Here is a 23,158-nt window from a genome sequence, read left to right as displayed (position 1 = left end):
GAATTAAAAAGTCTAGGGATAGCTTGATTAAATAAATTTTTTAATTCTATCATAGAAATTTTGTACAGAAGTAGAAATCATTAATAGTTTGCTAGATTAACATTAGGACGAGTGACTTGTTAAAGCGTATCTCACAGGTATAACGTAAGATTTTGTTTCGGTGTATGATGTTAGTAAAGGACGAGTTCAAAATTTGAGATATAAAATAATATCAAGAACCTTTGCCCATAAATAAAGTGTTCATCGCATACTCTATTTTACGTAGACTTTGTTGTCATCATAAGTCAACAACTGGTCCACCAATCTATGTTATATTAAATAAGGCAAAATAAAAAAATGCAACGCAATTTTATTACATATCACAAAACCATACCTTGCCAGTGTGGTTTTTATTTCCCATATACTCATCGTACATTGCTTTTTGATTCTCCCATTTTTGGGCTTTGTATATTTTATATATATATAGAAGGAAAGTTAAGTATGTCTTTGTTTTTTAAAAGATTTAGTATTCTAAACTTCCTTGATTATTATTTTTATTTTCAGGGAGACAATGCTAAAATTGATAATGTCCTAATTATATTCAAACCCTAGTATAATTTTGATTTTTCATAATAAATATCCAACCCATGGATATAACCTTGATGTCCCCCTTTCTCCATAGGGGGATTTTTGCTTTGCTCATGCCCTTGTGACAGTTGCAACTCTATTTGTTAACGCTTACTTTAGTGTTATAATATAGATAAGGTAAATACTGAATCCTTTATTTCAGTATACACCTTTATTTGATCGCTCCATATCTGTGCTTTGGTTCTTGGCCCGCAGATGTGGAGTTTTTCTATGTAAATCACAAAACGTCATCATAATGTTATATAAGGTAATAAAAAGAGCAGAGAGCTGATATTTTTCAGTAAAAACAAAATTTAGAAAATAAGAAGATCAAATGTATAAAAACCAGTAAAAATTTTATGAAGAAGAGAACAAGAAACATTATGAGAAAAAATCGCATAATAATTTGTTCAAGATTAGAATAATTACCAATAACGGTATTTTAAGAAAATTATTCAGAAAAATGAACAAGAAGTATATTCTTTCTGTTAACTGTTTCTCACGATACAAAAAGAAAAACTCAGAATGATGGGCTCAAATACCAATGAAAATGAGCCATAAGACTGTTCTATACCCGCTATATAGTAGAAAAAAATATGAAAATAAAAGAATGAAAATAGGAGCGATTTCTCCTTAATTTTTATTAAGAAAAAAACCTAAAATTATCTTTTTCTTAACTTAAACTTAAAATGAAGAAGAAAATTACTTAATTTTATTGGTAAAAAAAATTAATGTATTTAAATACAAAAAGTACTCTATTATTTTCTTATGAAATAAAAATCGCATTAAATAGGGGGTTTTATTATACGTTTTTTTCTTTTTGTATAATAAATTTTCTGAATATTTTGTTTACAAATGTTTTCGTTTTCTTTTTTTAACTTTGATATTTTAAGTTAAGTTTAAGGTAGAGGTCATATAATGAGTCCTTCATGAAGGAAATGAATTTAACTTTGAAAATTTATTTTTTTCTGAGTGAACTTATACATTTTAAACCGTGAGCTTTCAAAGATTTGTAATTTCGCATACAGCAGAGATTTGAAAGTTCCTTTATAACAAACGTCCATAGCGTGCAATGACGTTAAACTGCTGACGGTAATCCTACACAAGCGTTCAAGACTTTATGATGTGTATGGGAAGTAACCATGATGATAGAGTATATACGGGGGTTCGTAATTGAGCTTTAACTCTATGGAATATTCTTAGTGGCGAAATTGAAAGGTCTAAATGAAATTCAGTAAAGTTGCTATTTCAACTGGTGTTATTGCTTCATTCATGTTTATCGGTACTGGTATGGCCCACGCGGACACACCAAAACAAACTACACATGATGTTGCAATTGAAGTTATTAACGGTAACTACGGTACAGGTCAAGAGCGTGTCACAATGTTGACAAACAAAGGTTTTGACTTTGAAGACGTACAAACAGAAGTTAACAACATTTTGTTAGGAAAAGCTTCAGTAACTCCTACAACTGCCAAAAAAGTTGAAACACAACCTGCTAAATCTAAAGTAGCACAATCTGTATCAGGACTTGACTTAGGTCAAACTTCTGGTCAAGTAAATATCGAAGCCCTTGCCAACTACATGGTTTCTAATACTGCCAATGCAGCAGGATATTCTGCAAGTGAATGGGCATATATTATTGAACATGAGTCTAATGGACGTGCAGATGTTGCAAATGCAAGCTCAGGTGCATACGGTGCGTTCCAATTGTTAGGTCACGGTAAATACGCTGGCATGACTCTTGCTGAACAAATCGAAATGGCAAGTAAACTCCCTGCAGGAAGCTGGGTTGTTTATAACTAAAGGAAATGGATCTATATTCGCTTCCTGGAGTGCTTAACTAAGATTAAACATTCAAGGCTATCACAAACAGTGAAGGCCTTTTTGTTTTGCCTTTAACCTTTTTAAAAATCAAAAAATCAAAAAAACTCTTAAAAAATTTAAAATTATATGTTATAATAAAAGAGTAGATTTAGTAAAACATACTAAATTCATAACAATTAAAGAGACAATATAGGTTGGGCGCAAGCTTCAAGAGATTTCCTCCGAGGGTAAGGAGGAGATTTTTTGATAGCTTGCGCCCTTTTTGTTTACATTTTTTCTTTCGATTGCTACGCCTTTGGAAAAAATGAAGTGAAGCCTAACTGTCGAAAATATAAGGAGGAAGCTTTTGGAATTTTATAAAAAAGCAAAAGAAGAAGTTATTGAGGAGTTTTTAGTTGACACTAAGACTGGCTTAAATCATGAACAAATATTGAAGCAAAGAGAGCTTCATGGAGAAAATAAACTTCCAGATGAAGAGGAAGAATCATATTTAGCTACGTTCCTCAAAAGTTTCAAAGAACCTATCGTTATCGTTTTGCTTGGTGCAGTAGCCCTATCTTTTGCTAGTTCTTACTACGCTTTTCAATTTCAAAATGATAGTAAACATGGGATGGAAGCACTGTATGAGGCGATTGCTATCTTAATCTTAATTATCATAAATGCCTTTTTAGGCTTTTATCAAGAAATTAGTGCACGTAAGAGTTTGAACGCCTTAAAAGAGATGAATAATCGTTATGTTACTGTGTTACGAAATGGTCAGTTTGAAAAAATACTTTCAACAGAGCTCGTCACAGGGGATATCGTAAAAGCCTCGATTGGCGACTTTGTCGAAGCAGATGTCCGCTGGATTGAAACCAATGAGCTCCAAGTTATCGAATCGCATTTGACTGGCGAAGCAGATGCGATTAGCAAGCACACAGATGCTATTCTCGAGACGACAGAGCTAGGTGATCGTCATAATATGGGCTTCTCTGGTTCAAGCGTTTCTGGTGGACAAGGTTTAGGGATCGTTGTGGCTGTTGGGGAACATACTGAACTTGGTAAAATTGCCAAGCTGATTCAAGCAGTTGAAAACAGGACGTCGCCACTGCAAAATACAGTTCATAAGTTAACCAAAACCTTGATGCAAGTTTCAGCTGGTATCGTTGCCTTTACTCTCGTAGTGGGTATCATCCAAGCTGGCGAATTAAGCATAGCATCAATTACATCTGTTTTATCAACCTCAATCGCCTTAGCTGTAGCCTCTATACCGGATGCTCTACCTGCTGTGCTTTCGATTGTCTTAACGATTGGCGCTGCCAAAATGGCGAAGAACAAGGGGCTTATCAAGTCGCTAAACAGTGTGGAAACATTAGGAAGTACTTCCTACATCTGTTCAGATAAAACAGGAACACTTACCAAAAATGAAATGACTGTTACACATTTCTATACAAACGGTCAATACTATGAAGTTTCTGGTCTGGGCTATACTCCAGAAGGTGAAATTCGCAGCCTTTCTGATGCAGAGCGAGAGTCGTCATATTCAGCCTTTATTGCAGGTGCACTTTTGTGTAACGAGTCTGCTCTCAAAGAAGTCGAAGGGAAATTCGTGCCCTTTGGTAATCCAACTGAAATTGCCTTGACTGTTTTAGGGCAAAAAGCTGGCCGTACAAAAACTCAACTTTTAGAATCACATGAGCTCATCCGGACACTGCCTTTTACCAGCGATCGTAAAACAATGAGTGTCATTGTTAAAAAAGGTGATAACTATCTTCTCTATATCAAAGGAGCGCCAGATGTTTTGGTTGAGAAAAGCCGTGCCCTTTTGATTGATGGTGAATTAAATACCGAAGAAAGTGAAAAGCAAAAATTTATCACGACTGTAAATGACTATGCCAATGAAGCCTTACGTACTTTGGCGGTAGGTTACCGTCTCCTCAGTAAGGAAGAAGCAGAACAAGGTCAGTTAGAAGATCTAGAAAAAGATATTATCTTGACGGGGGTTGCAGGGATTATTGACCCTGCCCGTGAAGAAGTCAAAGCCTCTGTTAAAACATTGCAAGATGCCAGCGTCGAAGTCGTTATGATTACAGGCGACCACGAAAATACAGCTCGTGCTATTGCTTATAAACTTGGCATTGTAAAATCCAAAGAGGCTAAAGTCATCAAAGGTATCGAAATTGAAGAAATGACAGATGAAGAGCTCTATGCTGTCGTTAAAACAACGAATGTCTATGCGCGTGTTTCCCCTGAACACAAGCAAAGAATAGTGAAGCAACTTCAAAAGCACGGGGAAGTTGTGGGCATGACAGGAGATGGTGTTAATGATGCGCCAGCTCTGAGAGCAGCCGATATTGGAATTGCCATGGGAATCGCAGGAACTGAAGTAACCAAGGATTCTGCTGACTTGATATTGCTTGATGATAAGTTTACGACGATTGAAAAAACAGTCGAAAATGGTAGAACTATCTATGCCAATATTAAGAACTTTATCCGTCATGAATTAACGACCAACGTCGCAGAAGTACTTTCCTTGATCTTAGGCTTACTTTTCTTTACTGTAAGTATTGGGAATGTTGACTATACCACACCAACTTTAACAGCCTTAATGGTCCTCTGGGTCAATATGGTCAGTGATGCGGTGCCATCTTTCGCTCTGGGATATGATGTCGCTGAGTCAGACATTATGAACGAAAAACCACGTGACCCTCAAGAATCTGTCCTAGCCAATTACACATGGTCAAGAGTCTTGATCCGAGGTACAATTATGGGCTTGATGGTCTTTGTAGCCTTTGTTTGGGCAGCAAAACAGGGCATGTCAAGTAATGAAGCACAAACGGTGGCCTTCTTAACCCTCGTTTATGGGCAATTATGGCATGTTTTTGATGCAAGAAGTTCACAAACTCTCTTCAGAAGAAATCCATTCGGCAATCCACGTTTAGTCCTTGCTGTTGTCTTTGCAGGTATCTCCTCATTTTTAGTGACGATAATTCCATTCTTTAATGTTGTCATGGGAACTGCACCATTGAGCTTACCTGTTTATCTTCTTGTACTCTTTGTGCCGGCCTTACCAACATTTATCCTATCAGGTATCAAAGAAATCTTTAAAGTGAAAATTTGGTAAGGAGAACTTTTGAGATGTGTAACTATAATATGCTAAAATAAAAATATAGTAATCCCTGGAAGGAAGTATACACATGGAAAAAGTAAAAAGTTTTTTTACACCAAAAAGAATCTTAGTTCTCTTGATTCTTTTGCTCATCGTAATTTTTGCGGTTCTTAATTTCTCATCTGTTCGTGTTAACATGCTTTTCTTTAACATTGATATTCCTATGTTCTATGGTATTATCGCTGTAGGCTTGATTGGCTTTGTGTGTGGGTATGTGATGCGTGGGAGAAAATAAATCTGACTAAAAAGCTGAAGCAATGTTTATATTGCTTCAGCTTTTTTGATATAGAAAAAGAGCAATTGTTTCTTATATAAAGTCAAGCAGTATCAAGATTACGAGTCCGTAAAGTTTGGTTTGCTATTTTGATTGCTGCTTTTATCTTTTTAGGGATTGGTGTTTTCGTGGAATCCTACCTTTATTTCAGCGGGAATCAGAGCCAATTTCCTCGAGGATACTTTAGATATTTACTCAGGTTCCTTCTTGGTTTAATTGTGATTATACGTGGGAAAAAATGGATGACTGATTTTCCTATAGATTTAAATAAATTGAAAGAAGATACTTATTTTTTATTGAACACGATAGAAAGTTTATCTCTAAAGTTTATCGTGCGACTCTGTTAAAATATTATATCGTGTTGAGTGCTCGTAAATATGGTCCATTTATTTTGAAAAAATCGACCCATGAAAAAATATATGAACAAATAAAAGCAGAGTTTAAGGACAAGAAAAAGAATTTTTTAGTTATCACTATGACAAAGGATAGGTAAAGTTTGGGTCATAAAAAGGCATAAATTCCTGTTTTTATGAGAAAGAATTCCAAAACAATAAAATAGACCACAAATTCAAACGGCTACATATTAGCGCAGAATCTCAAAAAATGATAGAATAGCCTAGTATGATGTGCTCTACAAGGCTTTTTTATCTAATAAAAAACATAGAGAGCAGATTCAAGTAAAATAGAGATAAGGACATCTCTAGATGTAGTTTGTACTTATTTTCATCACTAAAAAATAAAATGAAAGGCTGTAACTCCAGTTACAGCAAGGTTTAAAAATGGGTGTAGCAATTCAGTGGTTTCCAGGACACATGTCCAAAGCCCGTCGTCAAGTACAGGAAAATTTAAAATATGTTGATTTTGTGATTGAGTTGGTTGATGCGCGTTTGCCGATCAGCTCACGTAACCCGATGTTGGATAAAATCATTGGGGACAAGCCACGTCTTATTGCTTTAAACAAAGCGGACTTAGCAGACAGAAATGCCGTGAAATCTTGGGTCGACTTTTTTGAAAAACAAGGTATCATCGCTCTAGCTATCAATTCGAAAGAAGCACATACTGCTAAACGTTTGACTGTAGCTGCAAAAACTTTGATGGCGGATAAGCTTGCGCGTAATGCAGAGCGTGGTATCCAGAATAGTTCTTTACGTACGATGATTGTCGGTATTCCTAATGCGGGGAAATCAACGTTGATGAACCGTCTTGCAGGAAAAAAAGTGGCCGTTACAGGAAATAAACCCGGTGTAACTAAGGGGCAACAATGGTTGCGGACTAATAAAGAGTTGGAAATTCTTGATACCCCAGGGATACTTTGGCCAAAATTTGAAGATGATCAAGTGGGGCTGAAATTAGCATTAACAGGTGCGATCAAGGATCAACTTTTACCTATGGATGATGTGACGATTTTCGGTTTGCAATATTTCCTTGAAAACTATCAAGAAGCAACCATGAAGCGTTTGCGTATGAAAGAGGCAGACTTAGAGTTAGAAATACCAGACCTTATCATGGAATTGACCAAACGTTTTGGCTTCCGTGATGATTATGACCGTTTTTATCAAATGTTTGTTAAAGATGTGCGTGATGGTAGAATGGGCGAATATTGCTTGGATAAAGTGAGTGACAATGTCAACGATTAAAGAAATAAAAGAGCAACTAAATGCTTTAAATACACTGAAAGAAGTAGACGTTTTTCTTGAAGATTCTCGTGCAGGTGTCCAAGCAGCTATTAAACGTCGTAAAAAAGAAATCTTAGCCGAACAAGCTGAAGATGAACGTTTAGAAATGATGCTGAACTTTGAGCGCCAAGCATATGCGCAAGGTTTGGATTTTATTGCAGGTATAGATGAGGTTGGGCGTGGTCCATTAGCAGGTCCAGTTGTGACTGCAGCTGTGATTTTGCCAAAAAATTGTAAAATTAAAGGTCTCAACGACAGTAAGAAAATCCCTAAGTCTAAGCATGAAGCTATTTTTGAGGAAATCCAAGAAAAAGCGCTCGCTATAGGTATTGGCCTTGTTGGTAATGAAATCATTGACCAAGTGAACATATATCAGGCGACTAAGCTTGCAATGCTCCAAGCTGTAGAAAAGCTAGAAATACAGCCAGAGTGCCTTTTGATAGATGCTATGGAGCTGGATGTTAACATTCCTCAGGTGAGTATTATTAAAGGGGATGCCAAGTCGTCAAGCATCGCAGCAGCAAGTATCGTCGCTAAAGTAACACGTGATAGGATGATGGCACAGTATGCGCAGGAGTATCCGCATTATGACTTTGAGCATAATGCTGGTTATGGTACAGCCAAGCATTTGGAAGGGCTGAAAAACTACGGTGTCACAGCGATTCATCGCAAATCCTATGAGCCTATCAAATCAATGATAGAAAAATAAGCAGATCATCATGATCTGCTTATTTTGTATAGTATTTGTTCATGATTTCCATCCGTAAGCCATTTATTTCATCCAAACCTGCTGTTAAGCGGCTGCGGAGGAAGATGCTCTCGTCTCGAGTAATAATACCATTATAGACGACTTGCGGATATTCAGTGTTAACTTGGATCATTTTTTCTTTCATTGTTTCTAAGTTTTCGGATGTGACAGGGATATCTAGGTTCATTGTCCGGTCTTTGTAAGAAAAATTTTTCAAGGATTCGATATTACGGTTAGGGATAAAGGCTGTGGCACCATCATCAGAAATTAATGTGATAGAGCGAATACCTACAGCTGTGACTTCACCCTCGATGTTTAAGTTTTCAAAGCGAATCCAGTCTCCTACGTTGATTTGATGTTCAACGATGATGAAGAAACCATTGATGATATCCGCGACCAGATCACGCCCCGCAAAGCCAAGAGCGACACCGAGAATACCGGCACCGGCAAGCACGCTTCCTACAGGAACACCAAGAATCGAGAGGATGGTGTAAATCCAGAGAAAGGCGGTCAGATAAGTCAAACCACTTTTTGTTAAGCGTGCTAAGGTCATGATACGAGAAGCATCTGCCCAAGACCTCTTGCTGTAGTTTTTGAAAAGAGTTTGTATGATACGGTTGCTAATCCGATATAAAATAAAAAACAAAAGGCTGATTAAAAAGACGTAAATTAATTTATCCAACAAGAGTTGTCCGAGTTCTTGAAAGTTTATTCTAAGAATATTCATTTTATTTCCATTTCTATAATTTTCTGAATTTATGTTGAAATCACATTCAAAATAGCTTATAATAATTAATTATAACAAATACCATAAAGTTTGGCTTTATGGAAGAAGAATGTCAACAAAAACGGGGGACGAAAAAGCATGACAGTTGAATTAGATTGGGAAAATTTAGGTTTTGAATACAGAGAGTTGCCTTATCGCTACATTTCACATTTTAAAGACGGAAAATGGGATGAAGGAGGACTCACAGGAGATGCAACGTTGCATCTTTCTGAAGGCTCGCCAGCGCTTCATTATGGTCAGCAAGGCTTTGAAGGTCTTAAAGCTTACCGTACAAAATCTGGCAAGATTAATCTTTTCCGTCCTGATCGTAACGCTGAGCGGTTGCAAGCTACAGCACGTCGCTTGCGTATGGCAGAAGTGCCAACAGAGAAGTTTATTGATGCCGTAAAACAAGTCGTCAAGGCAAACGAAGACTTTGTTCCACCTTACGGTACTGGTGCTACACTTTATCTCCGTCCGTTATTAATTGGTGTTGGTGGCCTTGTTGGAGTAAAGCCAGCCGATGAATATATCTTTACGATTTTTGCGGTTCCCGTAGGTTCTTATTTTAAAGGTGGGCTTATGCCGACTAATTTTCTTGTATCACGAGATTACGACCGTGCTGCACCACATGGTACAGGCGCGGCAAAGGTTGGGGGAAATTACGCCGCTTCGATTGAACCAGGTCAAAAAGCACATGAAGCCGGCTATTCTGATGTGATTTATCTTGATCCAGCGACGCACACTAAGATTGAAGAAGTCGGTGCAGCAAACTTCTTTGGGATTACCAAAAATAACGAATTTATTACGCCGTTAAGCCCTTCAATTTTACCTTCTATCACAAAATATTCTTTGTTGCAGTTGGCGGAAGAACGTTTAGGAATGAAAGCTATTGAAGGCGATGTTTTTGTTGATCGATTAGATGATTTTGTCGAAGCAGGCGCTTGTGGTACAGCTGCGGTAATTTCACCGATTGGTGCCATAGATGATCAGGATAAACATCACGTTTTCTATTCAGAAACAGAAGTTGGACCAGTAACTCAACGTTTATACGATGAACTTGTGGGTATCCAATTTGGCGATAAAGAAGCCCCAGAAGGTTGGATCTATACCGTTGAATAATAAATAAAAGTCTCAAAAAATAAAGAGAAAACCTGCAGCTGACAAATGTGTCTAAATTTGATATAATAAGGAGTAAAAATTACGAAAGCGATTTTATAGCTTTCTTGTAGGAGAGTATTAATGAATTTATTTGTTGCAATTTTACTTATGATTGTCTTTGCCATTGCTGGTTTTGCTGGGGGCGCTTGGTTTACACAAAAACAAACTAAAAAGCTCTTGATGGATAACCCACCATTGAATGAAGATGCAGTACGTATGATGATGGGTTCAATGGGACGCAAACCATCTGAAGCACAAGTACAACAAGTACTTCGTCAAATTCGTAGTGCAGCTAAACAAGCAGACACTAAGAAAAAATAAGATAAAAAGTAAATTTTGGAGGTATTTATGGACAACAGACCTATTGGCTTACTAGATTCAGGAGTTGGAGGCTTGACCGTTGTTCGCGAGATTCTCCGTCAATTACCAAACGAAGAAATTGTCTATATCGGTGATACGCAACGTGCGCCTTACGGGCCACGCTCAAATGAGCAGATTACTGCTTTCACTTGGGATATGGTCAATTTTTTGCTTTCTAAAAACGTAAAGATGATTGTTTTTGCCTGCAACACAGCAACAGCAGTTGCAATAGAAGAAGTAAGAGCTGCTCTTGATATACCGGTTATAGGCGTAATTTTACCAGGAGCTTCAAGTGCGATTCAAAAAACAATCAACAAGAAAGTCGGCGTAATTGCGACACAAGCAACAGTCAATTCTGATCAATACCGTAAAGTTATTCAACTCAAATCATCAAGCGTTGATGTGAGGAGTTTAGCTTGCCCAGAGTTTGTACCATTGGTTGAATCCAACGGTGCAGATTCGGAAGAGGCTAAAGAAATAGTAGCTGAAGCTCTAAAAACAATGGTTGGCAAAGTTGACACCTTGATTTTAGGCTGCACACATTATCCTCTTTTGCGCAAACTCATTCAAAAAGAAATGGGACCAGATGTTCAGCTTATTGACAGTGGTTCTGAAACTGTACGTGATATTACCGTTTTGCTCAACTATTTTGATATAAATGGCGAAGAGCGCCAAAGTCTCCATCACCGTTTTTATACAACAGGTAGGGCAGAAGATTTTCAATCCATTGCGGACAGATGGCTGGGCTCAGGAAAAATCACTGCGCAACATACAGAGCTATCTGCAGAAAAAACATTGCTCATCGCTACTCGAAATGATGGGAAAACTGCGGAATTTAAACGTTTATTTAAAGAGTTCGGTTATAAAATTAAAAATCTTAAAGACTATCCTGAGTTACCAGATATTGCTGAAACTGGCATGACTTTTGAAGAAAATGCACGTCTCAAAGCAGAACAAATTGCTGAGATTACTGGTGAAGTGGTCATCGGTGATGATTCTGGCTTATGTGTGGATGTTTTAGGAGGTTTGCCTGGTGTCTGGAGCCATCGTTTTGCTGGACCTGATCCAACAGATGAGGAAAATATTGCAAAACTTCTCCATGAGCTAGCCTCGACAGCGATCACGCCAGAACGTCGGACGGCGCATTTCCATACGACATTAGTTGCTGCTTATCCCGGCCAGGAAAGTTTAGTGGTCGAAGCAGACTGGCAAGGTCGTATTGGCCTTACGCCGCAAGGAGAAAATGGTTTCGGTTATGATCCTATCTTTTTAGTAGGAACATCAGACCGAACTGCTGCTCAGCTTAGTGCTGAAGAAAAAAATACAGCTTCGCATCGTGGTCAAGCTTTACAAAAATTAATGACAGATCTTCCAGGATGGCTGGAGCGCATTAAAAAATAAAATACGATGTAAGTGTTAGCTAAAAGGAGTCTTCGATGTTTATTGTAATGAGTGATTCACACACTGATCGTGACGTAATTAAAAGAATCAAAGACAAATATGAAGGCACAGCATCAGCTTTGTTCCATTGTGGTGATTCTGAGTTGCCTAGTAATGATGATATATGGCAAGGGATTAACGTAGTCGCAGGAAATTGTGATTATGATGATGGCTATTCTGATATAAAAATGGTGGATGTTGAGGGAAAGAAAGTTCTCATCGCACATGGCCACCAGTTTTACGTTGGCTTAGGTCTTGATCGTTATTCTTACTTTGCAGAAGAAAAAGAAGCGGACATTGCACTTTTTGGTCATATCCATCAGCCTGTCGCACAGATGATAGGAAATACCTTGTATATAAATCCGGGTTCAGTAAGTCAACCTAGAGGAAATATCAATATAAAAATGTATGCCATCGTTACAATTTTAGAGAAGGGCTATAAGGTCTCTTATCACGATTTAGAGCACCATGAAATTCCAGGTCTACAATTTACTTTTGATCTTTAGAAAAAGAGGTAGAGTGAAAATGATTGATAAAGCTATTGAAAAATATTTCTTAGAACAAAGCGAAACTTTTATAAAAGATGCTGATGACGTAGCTATTTTATGTGACGAACATAATATTTCTCATGCAAAATTATTGCTCAGTCAGTATAAATATTCGAGAGTTCCTGTTCTCACTAAAGATAAAGAGTTTGTCGGCGTTTTAGGGCTGGCAGATATTGTCGAATTTGAGATGGGTGAAGATTTCTTTTATGAAAAATCGATGAATACACCTATATCAGAGATTGTGGACACCGAGATAGAAACAGTCTCCCCTTCAGCACCCTTGGAAGAAATCTTACATAAGTTGGTTAAAGAGCCTTTCTTGCCGGTAGTAAAAAGAACCGAGTTTGTTGGGATTATTGCACGGCAAGAAATCCTTAAGGCCATTAACGCCTTTGCCCATGAATTTAGTAAAAAATATGATATTATCGAACGAAATTCCTAATTTTTTAGAGAGTAAAAACTTCTCAGAAAATACCAAATCAAATTATCTTTATGATTTACGAAATTTTACAGAGTTTTTTGAGAAAAAAACAATTTCTCGTGAGTCGCTCTTGCTTTACCGGCAATCTTTGAAAAAATTAGCGGTGGCAGCACAACGTCGTAAGATATCAAGTGCAAATCAGTTCCTTCTCTATCTTTATGAGAAAAATTTACTGAAAGAATACCACAAAATTCAGCAGGTGAGTGCACCGAAGAACGCAGTAAAGAAAAAGTTTGAGATCAAAAATATGTCATCTGTTTATAAACCAGTGACGTCGCCAGGACATTTTTTAGCATTTTTGATTCTTGAGTTTGGTTTAACTTTTTCAGAAATACAACATTTACGTTGGGAAAATTTCAACTGGAAATTCCGAATACTTACTGTTGAGAAGGCTGGTTTGAAACGTGTCTTACCGATACGTGATAAGTTTGCCCTCTATACACAAAGAATAAATAATGCCGATGAATTGTTTACCAAATCACGTCAATTTCTTTATTTAGAGTTAAAAAAATATACAGATTTAACAGCAAAAGAATTACGTGAACAATACATCTTACAACAAGTGCGACTGGGTAAAACTGTCTACGAATTAGCAGAAGCTCTAGGGCTATCTACAACAACTACTTTAGAGAAATACTATAAATGACTGAAGAAATAAAGATAAAAATCAATGATTTTGAGGGCCCTTTAGATTTACTGTTGCACTTGGTTGGGCAATATAAGGTTGATATTTTTGAGGTACCTTTGGTTCCCATCATTGAGCAGTATTTGAACTTTTTGAAGGCCATGAAAACATTGGAGTTAGAAATTGCCAGTGAATATATGGTTATGGCGAGTCAGCTGATGCTGATAAAGTCTCGCCGGCTCTTGCCTACAGTTGCAGAAGAATTCATCGAAGATACTGAACAGTTGGAACAAGATTTACTCGCACAAATCGATGAGTATAGAAAATATAAAGCACTATCCCAGGATATTGCCCAGATGCACGAGGTGCGTAGCCAGCATTATTCCAAGGCAAAAACGGAAATTATTGGTGAAGATGCGGTGCTTTTGCAAGATCATAACAGTCTGGATTTATTTTTGGCCTTTAGCAATGTTTTGGCTTTGCAGAAACAGTCCTTCACTGATGAAAATACAACCATAGAGGCAGAAAAATTCTCTATTTCCGATAAAATAGTGGAGTTATCCCGTTACTTTTTAAAGAAAAAGACGTGTAAGTTTAGTTCTTTGTTTTCGAAGAAAACATCGAAAGAAGAGCTTCTTACGACTTTTATGGCTCTGCTAGAGCTCATAAAAACGCAGCAAGTCACGTTTAAGCAAGAAGAAGTTTTTGGTGAAATTCTATTAGAAAGAGGACAGACGAAAGATGAACAATCTGAATAAGACAGCTAGTGTGGAGTTGTTACTCTTTGTTGCGGGGGAAGAAGGTCTGGAGTTAAATCAATTATCGGAACTCTCTGGCATGAGTAAGTTTGCTTGTGAGCAACAAATTGAGCGACTTATCGAAAAATATCAAACAGATGAAGAATCTGCCCTTACAATTATTGAAACTGCTGGAAAGTATAAATTAGCAACAAAAGAAAGTTTTGCAGAACTTCTCAAAAATTATGCGAAGACGCCGCTAAATCAGAGTCTCTCACGTTCTGCCTTAGAAGTACTTTCAATCGTTGCTTACAAACAGCCGATTACGCGCTTGGAAATTGATCAATTGCGTGGGGTCAATTCCAGTGGTACGTTGTCAACACTACGTGCTTATGATTTGGTAGAAAAGACGGGCACACTCGAAGTTGTTGGCCGTCCAGGACTTTATGGAACGACAGAATTCTTTTTAGATTATATTGGTATCAATGACTTGTCAGAGTTACCTGAAATAGATGAAAGCCAATTTATTGGCGAAAAACAAGTATTATTTAACGAAAATGAGGAAATAAATGAGAATCAATAAATTTTTGGCGCATGCAGGTGTAGCCAGTCGACGTAAGGCAGAAGAGCTTATTCTATCAGGAAAAGTTTCTGTCAACAACGTTACAATGACAAATCTGGGCTATCAGGTAGAGTCAGGAGATATTGTCGAGGTCAACGGTGTAGCTGTTTATAACGAAGAACCTGTTTATTATATGCTGAACAAGCCACGTGGATATATCTCAAGCTCAAGCGATGATAAGGGCCGTCAAACCGTTATGGACTTACTTCCCTCAGGAAAAGAGCGTATTTATCCTGTCGGACGTTTGGACTGGGATACAAGTGGCCTTTTGTTGCTTACTAATGATGGAGAGTTTACAAACTTAATGACACACCCACGACATGGTGTTGAAAAAGTTTATATCGCTAAAGTTGAAGGCCAAGCTAATAAAGAAAATTTGCGTCCACTGACTTTAGGAATGACTATTGACGGGAAAAAAGTGAGTCCAGCACGTTATGAAATTATGAAACAAGATAAAGCGAAAAACAGCTCACTTGTTAGTCTTACGATCCACGAAGGACAAAATCATCAAGTTAAGAAAATGTTTGCAGCAGTTGGTTTGCCTGTCCAAAAACTTAGCCGTGTTCAATATGGACCTTTGAGTTTAGATGGATTGGTACCCGGACGTTACCGCCGCTTAACTAAAAAAGAAGTTTCACAATTGGTAAATGAAGCCAAAAAATAAGTAATTTCCGAACAATTCTGATGAATATTTGAAAAAAATTTATTTATTTCGATATTTTCTTGCTAAAAATAATAAAATGCGATATACTGTATCAATATTAAAAATCTTATTTATGCTTAGGATATGGCTAAGTGTTTCTACCCTGCACCGTAAAGGCAGGACAATAAGAGGATTCTATTTGTACAGTTGTATCTTTAAATAGAAACTTTCATTGTTTAAGTTTAAAGGTCGTAAATAATATCTTCTTTTTGTCGTCTAGAAATACTCTACCTTATCGGGTAGAGTTTTTGTGCATATTAGAACCAAAGTCTTTCTTTGAGTAGTAAATGTTATAGGAGAAGTTATGAAGTTATTGGAAAATCGTATCGCAACTGATGGACAAGTTTTGGGAGACCAAGTATTAAAAGTCGACAGCTTTCTTACCCATCAAGTCGATTATGAGTTGATGAAAGCCATTGGTGCACGTTTTGCTGAAGTTTACAAAGATAAAAATATTACTAAAGTTGTAACGATTGAAGCAAGCGGTATTGCACCAGCACTTTATGCAGCAGAAGCACTCGATGTACCAATGGTTTTTGCTAAAAAATCTAAGAATATCACAATGAACGAAGAATTATTGACAACAGAAGTTTTTTCTTTTACAAAGCAAATTACTTCAACAGTCTCAATTTCTCGTAAATTTATCTCTTCTGAAGACACTGTTTTGCTGGTCGATGACTTTTTAGCAAATGGCCAAGCTGCGCTTGGACTCGAAGAACTGATTAAACAAGCTGGTGCACAAGTTGCTGGTATTGGTATTGTCATTGAAAAGAGCTTCCAAACAGGCCGTGAATTACTGATGGATAAGGGTCTCACTGTGACCTCTCTAGCCCGTATCGAGAAGTTTGATTCAGGTCAAGTTGTCTTTGCACCAGCAGACGATGCTGCTTGGGATTAAGAAGGAGAAGGGAAGAAATGTTTAATACAAAAAGACAAGCCAACGGTCAAGCTGCAGTTTTAGGTTTGCAGCATTTACTTGCCATGTATTCAGGGTCGATCTTAGTGCCCATCATGATTGCATCAGCTTTAAATTACAGTGCTTTGCAATTAACCTACTTAATTTCAGCCGATATTTTTATGTGCGGTTTGGCGACTCTGCTGCAATTAAAGATGACTAAAAACTTTGGTATTGGTCTTCCAGTGGTTTTAGGTGTTGCTTTTCAATCTGTCGCGCCACTTATTATTATTGGGCAAAAGCACGGCGATGGTGCGATGTTTGGTGCTTTGATTGCCTCAGGTATCTTCGTTATCGCTTTTGCAGGTGTCTTCTCTAAAATTCGCAAGTTCTTCCCTCCGCTAGTGACTGGTTCAGTCATTACAACTATTGGTTTAACATTGATTCCTGTTGCCGTAGGAAATATGGGAAATAACGAAGCAACACCTACAGCTAACAGTCTCTTGCTTGCTGGGTTTACTATTTTAGTTATCATTTTAGTGAATATTTTTGCCACAGGTTTCATTCGTTCCATTGCTATCTTGATTGGCTTAGTTGCTGGAACAATCCTAGCAGCTAGCTTACATATGGTCGATTTTTCAGCTATTAACCAAGCACCATGGGCTCATTTACCGATTCCTTTCCGTATGGCAATGCCGCGTTTTTATCTGGTAGACTGCTTAATGATGATTATTATCGCGATTGTTTCAATGGTTGAATCGACAGGAGTTTACTTGGCCTTGTCTGATTTGACTGGTGAGGAATTATCTGAAAAACGATTGCGTAATGGCTATCGTTCAGAAGGACTCGCTGTATTGCTTGGAGGGATTTTCAATACTTTCCCTTATACAGGTTTCTCACAAAACGTTGGTTTAGTACAGTTGTCAGGTATTAAATCACGCAAGCCTATTTATTTCACAGCAGGCTTCTTGATTGTTTTGGGTTTGATTCCTAAATTTGCGGCAATTGCTCAGCTTATTCCTGTTCCCGTACTTGGTGGAGCAATGATCATCATGTTTGGGATGGTGGCAATGCAAGGTGTGAATATGCTGGGAACAGTAGATTATAAGGACAATCAAAACTTACTTATCGTAGCTGTTTCAGTTGGGATGGGTGTTGGATTTAATTCAAGCAACCTTTTTGTTAGTCTACCAAGCTGGGCGCAAATCTTCCTCTCTAATGGAATTGTTGTAAGTACTGTTTCGGCTATTTTACTTAACTTGCTTTTAAATACGAAAAGTAAAACTACAACAGTTGTAAACGCTCAAGAAGCAGAAACACAAATGAATTAAAAAAGTCACGCGATTTTTATCGTGTGACTTTTTACGTTCTTACTTTTATTTTAATTTATCTTTTTCATAGGTGTGTGTTAATTCTAGGCCAGAAAAGTTCTGTTGACGAAGTGCTTCGTAGACAATCATACAGGCAGTATTAGAAAGGTTAAGACTGCGTACATGTTCGTCATTCATGGGGATGCGAATACACTTTTCAGCATTTTCTCGCATAAAATCTTCTGGTAAACCAGTGTCTTCTCGGCCAAAAAGGAAGTAATAATCCTCTGTAGTTTCAGTATAATCAACATCGGAATAAAGCTGATCCGCAAATTTACTGACTAAGAAAAGTTTGCCATCTACGTGATCGATAAAATCATCTAGATTTTTGTGATAAACAATGTTGACCTGATCCCAATAGTCCAAACCTGCTCTTTTGAGATTTTTATCGGTAATTTCAAAGCCGAAAGGTTCAATTAAATGTAAAGTAGTATTTGTAGCTGCGCAAGTCCGCGCAATATTTCCAGTGTTAAAATGGATACGTGGTTCGAAAAGTGCAATATGATTCATAATTTTCTCCATTCCGTTTTTGTAAGGGTTTTACATTTTTACAAAAATAAAAACTAGGTAGCTCGGAGTATGGTCTCAGCGAGCAGCCTAGTTGGGGGACTAATTTGCTTTAATCATAACAGGGTTGATTGAAACAAATTAATTGATAGGAATATCTTAACACATCTTTAAGAAAAAGTAAAGGAAATAATGCAAAATTTTTACATTTTTTTCTGAATAAGAAAAATTAAAGTAAAAAAAGGTGTTTTTTGATATAATAGGAAAGGTAATTCTATCCCTCAAGGCACCCAAACTGCTTTTGAGAGAACAACTCAAGATTAACTGTTGAATCAGTTAATAAATAAGGTCTTAAGTGAATTCTTTTTCTATTTTATAATCTATTTATGTATCAAATAGTTGACCTTAAAATCCCAAAAGAAAGGAACATCTTTGTTTTAAAAGGATGATTGTCTTTTCAAAGTAAACAAAGAAAAGCAACGTAGGTGAAATAAAATGATTTACGCAATTTGGGCAGAAGACGAGAAGAAGGTGATTGGCATTGATGGTCATTTACCTTGGCGCTTACCTGCTGAACTGGAACATTTTAAAAAGACAACTTACCATCAAGTAATTTTGATGGGACGTAAAACCTTTGAAGGTATGAATAAACGTGTTCTCCCTGGACGTATCACCATCGTTCTTACACGGGATGAAACTTATCCCAAGGAAGATAATGAACGTGTTCTAATCATGCATAGTGTATCCGAAGTTGTAGAATGGTATAATAATCAAGAGCGTGATTTATATATCATTGGCGGATCAGAGATGTTCCTTCTTTTCGAAAAGGAGTTGTCAGCACTTTATAAGACGGTTGTTCATGGAGAGTTTGCAGGGGATACATATTTCCCTGATACGTTTGATTTTTCGAAGTATGTGAGAGTTTCAGCGGATTATCATAAAAAAGACGAACAAAATCCTTATGACTTTACCGTAGAAAAATATGAGCGGAAGGAGAAACAAAAGCCGTGACAAAATCTATTTTTGGCTTATTTACAGCTGTTTTATGTGCAATTTGTGTAATACTTGCACTGCAATGCTTCCGCAAGAAGCGCTGGGGCTTAGGAACTATTTTTCTTCTTAATGCCTTTACGAATATTGTCAATTCCATTCATGCTTTTTTTGGAACTTTATTTTCCTAAAAATGTTTAAAATCTAGAAAAAGAGAAACAAATGTCTAACGATACAAAAGAAAACGAAAATATATATTGTTCATTCTGTGGCAAGAGCCAACCAGAAGTAAAGAAACTTATCGCCGGTGTCGGTGTTTATATTTGTGACGAATGTGTTGAACTGTCGAGTCATCTGATTGAAGAAGAGATGCGTGAGGAAATGGCTCAAGAATTTGAAGCCACTCCCGTAATGACACCAAGAGAGATGTTAGATCATCTAAATGGTTACGTTATTGGACAAGAGCGAGCAAAACGTGCGCTTGCTGTTGCTGTTTATAATCACTACAAGCGTATCAATTTTACGGGCAATGATGATGAAGAAGTTGAACTCCAAAAATCTAATATTTTATTGATTGGTCCAACAGGTTCGGGGAAAACATTTTTGGCGCAGACTTTAGCTAAATCGCTTAATGTTCCTTTTGCTATTGCTGATGCCACGAGCTTGACGGAAGCTGGTTATGTGGGTGAAGATGTTGAAAATATCTTACTAAAATTGCTTCAAGCTAGTGATTTCAATATTGAACGTGCTGAACGTGGTATCATCTATATTGACGAGATTGATAAAATTGCTAAAAAATCAGAAAATGTTTCTATTACCCGTGATGTTTCTGGTGAAGGTGTACAACAAGCTCTCCTAAAAATTATCGAAGGAACAGTTGCGAGTGTGCCGCCGCAAGGTGGACGTAAACATCCTAACCAAGAGATGATTCAAATTAATACAAAAAATATTCTTTTCATTGTGGGTGGTGCCTTTGATGGTATTGAAGAAATTGTCAAACAACGCTTGGGTGAGAAGATCATCGGTTTTGGAACCAACAACAAAGCCTTAGCTGACAATGAATCTTACATGCAGGAAATCATTGCCGAAGATATCCAAACTTTCGGATTGATTCCTGAATTTATTGGACGTTTACCTGTTGTGGCTGCGCTTGAACGTTTGACAGAAACCGATCTTATCAGTATCTTGACAGAGCCTAAAAATGCCCTTATCAAGCAATACAAACAGTTGTTAAGCTATGACAATGTAGAACTTGAATTTGAAGATGCAGCTTTGCATGCCATTGCTGAAAAAGCTATCGAGCGTAAAACAGGTGCACGTGGTTTACGTTCAATTATTGAAGAAGTGATGATGGATATCATGTTTGAAATACCAAGTCATGATAATATTGAAAAAGTGATTATTACGGAAGCAGCTGTACGTGATAAAGCAGAAGCAGAAATCATTTATATTCAAAAATAAAAAACAGAAAATCATGAGTGGTCATGGTTTTCTTGTTATTATCATTGATTTGCTTTAGCAGATTAGAGCGATTATACGGAGGGAGGGGAATGATTTATGACCCTTCTCTCAAAAAGATTTTAAATAAACCTTGCGCAATTATCTAAGGATAAGATGACAAACAAGGAAAGAGAGAAAAAATGAAAATAAACCCTAATAATTTACAACTGACCATTTCAGCTGCCTCTGCCAAGCAGTATCCAGATACAGATATGCCAGAAATTGCCCTCGCTGGCCGTTCAAACGTTGGAAAATCAAGTTTTATCAATACTTTATTAAACCGTAAGAACTTTGCGCGAACTTCAAGTTCGCCAGGTAAAACACAACTTCTTAATTTTTACAACGTGGATGATACGGTCCATTTAGTTGACGTTCCAGGATATGGCTATGCACGTGTTTCGAAAAAAGAACGCGAAAAGTTCGGTAAAATGATTGAAGAATATCTCACAACAGCGCCTAATCTTAAAGCGGTTGTAGCTCTCGTTGATTTACGACATGAACCATCTGAAGATGACAAGCTGATGTACACTTTTTTGAAGTTCTATGATATTCCTGTAATTTTAGTTGCAACAAAGGCTGACAAAATCCCCCGTGGTAAATGGAACAAACACGTATCCGTGATCAAAAAAGCATTGCAGTTTGACAGTACAGATGATTTTGTTATTTTTTCAAGCTTTGATAAAACAGGAATTAATGAGGCATGGGAAGCCATTGAACAATATGTATAAGATTAAGATTAACAATATGAAGTTCTTTTCGCATATCGGAGTTCTACCTGAGGAAAAGATTCTAGGGCAAAATTTAGAAATTGACTTGATTGTTACCACGAACTTTTCCTATTCTGGTTTAGATGAGCTTGATGAAACCTTGAGCTATGTTGCTTTTTATGAAAAAATCGCAGAAATAATTGAAGCTTCACGAGCGGATTTGATTGAAAAGCTGGCTTTTGATATTATTCAAGCCATTAAAGAAAACAGTAGAGTAAAATCAGTAGAGGTACATATCCGAAAACTAGCGGTTCCTATTGCAGGAATCTTTGACAATGTCGAAATTGAAATGGTTGGTTAAAATATTTAACTTTTAAAGAATATTTACGGCTTTCTAAGGGGGGAGCAAGAAAGTGATGCATACGGTTTATTTGAGTTTAGGGAGTAATATTGGAGACAAGCAAGCTTACTTGCAAGACGCTGTAAGTTTATTGGGACAAAATCCGGCAATTTTGATAGATAAAAAATCAAAGTTTTATCAAACTTCACCTGTTGGTGGAGTGGAACAAGATGATTTTGTCAATATGGCTTTGAAGATTTCAACGACACTTGAATCGATTCAGTTGCTCGAGTTTATTCATGAAATTGAAGCTCAATTAAACCGTGTACGCAAGATTCATTGGGGCCCACGTACAATAGACATTGATATTTTATTTTACGGAAATGAACAGATTTTAGAGGACAATCTGATTGTTCCGCATAAAGAAGTCTTTAATCGCCTTTTTGTTCTTGTGCCTCTTTTGGAAGTTTTAGAGCAGGATTTCCCATATGAGCAGCAGATCAAGCAAGCGATTGAAAAGCTTAAAGACACAGAGCAAGAAATAGTCGAGATTCCTACGGAAAAACCTGCGAGAAAGCGTATTGAGCATGCCGTACGAGAAATTCTCTCAGCTGTGGGTGAAAATCCTGAGCGAGAAGGCCTCTTAGAAACACCAGAACGTGTGGCAAAGATGTATGAGGAAATACTCTCTTCACAAAAATTAACGCAGTTTGAGGAATATAAACTTTTTAAGATTGAAAAAACAGCACAGGATCAAACAATTTTAATCAAGGACATCCCATTTTACTCGATGTGTGAACATCATATGTTGCCTTTCTTTGGCAAGGCAAGCGTAGCCTATATCCCTAAAGATGGTAATATTATTGGCTTAAGCAAGATTCCGCGCTTAGTCAACTATGTTTCGCATAAACTATCCGTGCAAGAAAATATTACGCGAGATATTGCAGAAATTTTAAATGATATTTTAGAACCGAAAGGTGTGGCAGTAGTTGTTGAAGCGCGTCATATGTGTGTGGAAATGCGCGGTGTTAAAAAAGGAAATTCTCAAACAAAGACCTCTTTCTTCATGGGAGAATTTGAAGAAAGTAGAGAAACACGTCTTGAATTTTTAGAAAGCTTGAACTAAA

Annotated in this window: 24 protein-coding genes and 1 riboswitch; of the genes, 22 read left to right on the top strand and 2 right to left on the bottom strand. The window is 37.2% G+C overall.

Going from position 1 to position 23,158, the window contains the following annotated elements:
• The first annotated feature begins 1,830 nt into the window (after window positions 1-1,830).
• The 5 genes from VNN39_RS08915 to VNN39_RS08895 all read left to right on the top strand — a co-directional run bounded on the left by VNN39_RS08915 (window position 1,831) and on the right by VNN39_RS08895 (window position 8,240).
• Entirely contained in the window at window positions 1,831-2,412 is a 582-nt protein-coding gene (locus VNN39_RS08915) for a transglycosylase (RefSeq protein ID WP_339007068.1), read from the top strand.
• A gap of 367 nt (window positions 2,413-2,779) precedes the next feature.
• Window positions 2,780-5,536 carry a cation-transporting P-type ATPase gene (locus VNN39_RS08910; RefSeq protein WP_338997513.1) on the top strand — a complete coding sequence of 919 codons (2,757 nt, stop codon included), beginning with the start codon at window positions 2,780-2,782 and terminating at the stop codon, window positions 5,534-5,536.
• 73 nt (window positions 5,537-5,609) lie between these two features.
• Complete coding sequence (locus tag VNN39_RS08905; RefSeq protein ID WP_252175872.1) at window positions 5,610-5,816, top strand: hypothetical protein; 207 nt, start codon at window positions 5,610-5,612, stop codon at window positions 5,814-5,816.
• An 818-nt stretch (window positions 5,817-6,634) separates the two neighbouring features.
• Window positions 6,635-7,492: a ribosome biogenesis GTPase YlqF gene (ylqF, locus tag VNN39_RS08900; protein ID WP_017369907.1), complete on the top strand. Its 858-nt coding sequence runs from the start codon at window positions 6,635-6,637 to the stop codon at window positions 7,490-7,492.
• The gene (locus VNN39_RS08895; RefSeq protein WP_252175873.1) at window positions 7,479-8,240 is read left to right on the top strand and encodes a ribonuclease HII; all 762 of its coding nucleotides are present in this window, start codon (window positions 7,479-7,481) and stop codon (window positions 8,238-8,240) included. The genes ylqF and VNN39_RS08895 overlap by 14 nt, the downstream gene beginning before the upstream one ends.
• Window positions 8,241-8,259: 19 nt before the next feature.
• On the opposite strand, the gene VNN39_RS08890 is transcribed toward VNN39_RS08895, so the two are convergent.
• Window positions 8,260-9,006, bottom strand: a complete 747-nt coding sequence (locus VNN39_RS08890; RefSeq protein WP_338997511.1) for a mechanosensitive ion channel family protein — start codon at window positions 9,004-9,006, stop codon at window positions 8,260-8,262.
• A gap of 138 nt (window positions 9,007-9,144) precedes the next feature.
• Between VNN39_RS08890 and VNN39_RS08885 the strand changes: the two genes are divergently transcribed.
• The 11 genes from VNN39_RS08885 (at window position 9,145) to VNN39_RS08835 (ending at window position 17,948) form a co-directional block, all read left to right on the top strand.
• Window positions 9,145-10,167 (top strand): branched-chain amino acid aminotransferase, encoded by a 1,023-nt coding sequence (locus VNN39_RS08885; RefSeq protein WP_017369904.1) that lies wholly within the window; start codon window positions 9,145-9,147, stop codon window positions 10,165-10,167.
• A 120-nt stretch (window positions 10,168-10,287) separates the two neighbouring features.
• Window positions 10,288-10,527 carry a YneF family protein gene (locus tag VNN39_RS08880; RefSeq protein ID WP_004257058.1) on the top strand — a complete coding sequence of 80 codons (240 nt, stop codon included), beginning with the start codon at window positions 10,288-10,290 and terminating at the stop codon, window positions 10,525-10,527.
• 27 nt (window positions 10,528-10,554) lie between these two features.
• Entirely contained in the window at window positions 10,555-11,967 is a 1,413-nt protein-coding gene (gene racE / locus VNN39_RS08875; RefSeq protein ID WP_165714480.1) for a glutamate racemase, read from the top strand.
• Window positions 11,968-12,002: 35 nt separating this feature from the next.
• Window positions 12,003-12,512, top strand: a complete 510-nt coding sequence (locus VNN39_RS08870) for a metallophosphoesterase (RefSeq protein ID WP_061413050.1) — start codon at window positions 12,003-12,005, stop codon at window positions 12,510-12,512.
• Between the two features lie 19 nt (window positions 12,513-12,531).
• A complete protein-coding gene (gene cbpB / locus VNN39_RS08865) occupies window positions 12,532-12,996 on the top strand; it encodes a cyclic-di-AMP-binding protein CbpB (protein WP_019294026.1) in 465 nt (154 codons plus the stop codon).
• A complete protein-coding gene (gene xerD / locus VNN39_RS08860; RefSeq protein ID WP_026063842.1) occupies window positions 12,971-13,681 on the top strand; it encodes a site-specific tyrosine recombinase XerD in 711 nt (236 codons plus the stop codon). Before cbpB ends, xerD begins: the two co-directional genes overlap by 26 nt.
• On the top strand, window positions 13,678-14,418 hold the full coding sequence (locus VNN39_RS08855) for a segregation/condensation protein A (RefSeq protein WP_165713586.1): 741 nt from the start codon (window positions 13,678-13,680) through the stop codon (window positions 14,416-14,418). Before xerD ends, VNN39_RS08855 begins: the two co-directional genes overlap by 4 nt.
• A complete protein-coding gene (gene scpB / locus VNN39_RS08850; protein WP_096369361.1) occupies window positions 14,411-14,980 on the top strand; it encodes an SMC-Scp complex subunit ScpB in 570 nt (189 codons plus the stop codon). Before VNN39_RS08855 ends, scpB begins: the two co-directional genes overlap by 8 nt.
• The gene (locus VNN39_RS08845; protein ID WP_017369897.1) at window positions 14,967-15,683 is read left to right on the top strand and encodes a pseudouridine synthase; all 717 of its coding nucleotides are present in this window, start codon (window positions 14,967-14,969) and stop codon (window positions 15,681-15,683) included. Before scpB ends, VNN39_RS08845 begins: the two co-directional genes overlap by 14 nt.
• An 86-nt stretch (window positions 15,684-15,769) precedes the next feature.
• Window positions 15,770-15,867: riboswitch (purine riboswitch) on the top strand.
• A gap of 159 nt (window positions 15,868-16,026) precedes the next feature.
• On the top strand, window positions 16,027-16,620 hold the full coding sequence (locus VNN39_RS08840) for a xanthine phosphoribosyltransferase (protein WP_017369896.1): 594 nt from the start codon (window positions 16,027-16,029) through the stop codon (window positions 16,618-16,620).
• Window positions 16,621-16,637: 17 nt separating this feature from the next.
• Window positions 16,638-17,948, top strand: a complete 1,311-nt coding sequence (locus tag VNN39_RS08835) for a nucleobase:cation symporter-2 family protein (protein ID WP_165713585.1) — start codon at window positions 16,638-16,640, stop codon at window positions 17,946-17,948.
• A 45-nt stretch (window positions 17,949-17,993) separates the two neighbouring features.
• On the opposite strand, the gene VNN39_RS08830 is transcribed toward VNN39_RS08835, so the two are convergent.
• On the bottom strand, window positions 17,994-18,497 hold the full coding sequence (locus tag VNN39_RS08830) for a tRNA (cytidine(34)-2'-O)-methyltransferase (protein WP_165713584.1): 504 nt from the start codon (window positions 18,495-18,497) through the stop codon (window positions 17,994-17,996).
• Window positions 18,498-18,989: 492 nt separating this feature from the next.
• On the opposite strand from VNN39_RS08830, the gene VNN39_RS08825 reads away from it, so the two are divergent.
• From VNN39_RS08825 to folE, 6 genes are all read left to right on the top strand, one after another.
• Complete coding sequence (locus tag VNN39_RS08825; protein WP_165711666.1) at window positions 18,990-19,505, top strand: dihydrofolate reductase; 516 nt, start codon at window positions 18,990-18,992, stop codon at window positions 19,503-19,505.
• Window positions 19,502-19,675 carry a hypothetical protein gene (locus tag VNN39_RS08820; RefSeq protein WP_014024827.1) on the top strand — a complete coding sequence of 58 codons (174 nt, stop codon included), beginning with the start codon at window positions 19,502-19,504 and terminating at the stop codon, window positions 19,673-19,675. The genes VNN39_RS08825 and VNN39_RS08820 overlap by 4 nt, the downstream gene beginning before the upstream one ends.
• 31 nt (window positions 19,676-19,706) lie before the next feature.
• Window positions 19,707-20,945, top strand: a complete 1,239-nt coding sequence (clpX, locus tag VNN39_RS08815; protein ID WP_339007066.1) for an ATP-dependent Clp protease ATP-binding subunit ClpX — start codon at window positions 19,707-19,709, stop codon at window positions 20,943-20,945.
• 179 nt (window positions 20,946-21,124) lie between these two features.
• A complete protein-coding gene (gene yihA, locus VNN39_RS08810; RefSeq protein WP_017369891.1) occupies window positions 21,125-21,712 on the top strand; it encodes a ribosome biogenesis GTP-binding protein YihA/YsxC in 588 nt (195 codons plus the stop codon).
• Window positions 21,705-22,052: a dihydroneopterin aldolase gene (gene folB, locus VNN39_RS08805; protein WP_338997504.1), complete on the top strand. Its 348-nt coding sequence runs from the start codon at window positions 21,705-21,707 to the stop codon at window positions 22,050-22,052. The genes yihA and folB overlap by 8 nt, the downstream gene beginning before the upstream one ends.
• 55 nt (window positions 22,053-22,107) lie before the next feature.
• On the top strand, window positions 22,108-23,157 hold the full coding sequence (gene folE, locus VNN39_RS08800) for a GTP cyclohydrolase I FolE (protein WP_338997502.1): 1,050 nt from the start codon (window positions 22,108-22,110) through the stop codon (window positions 23,155-23,157).
• Window position 23,158 lies beyond the last annotated feature (1 nt).

It is taken from the genome of Lactococcus formosensis (assembly GCF_037892375.1).
GTDB lineage: Bacteria > Bacillota > Bacilli > Lactobacillales > Streptococcaceae > Lactococcus > Lactococcus formosensis.
Note: the sequence above shows the minus strand (reverse complement) of the source record. Positions and strands in the feature narration are given on the sequence as shown.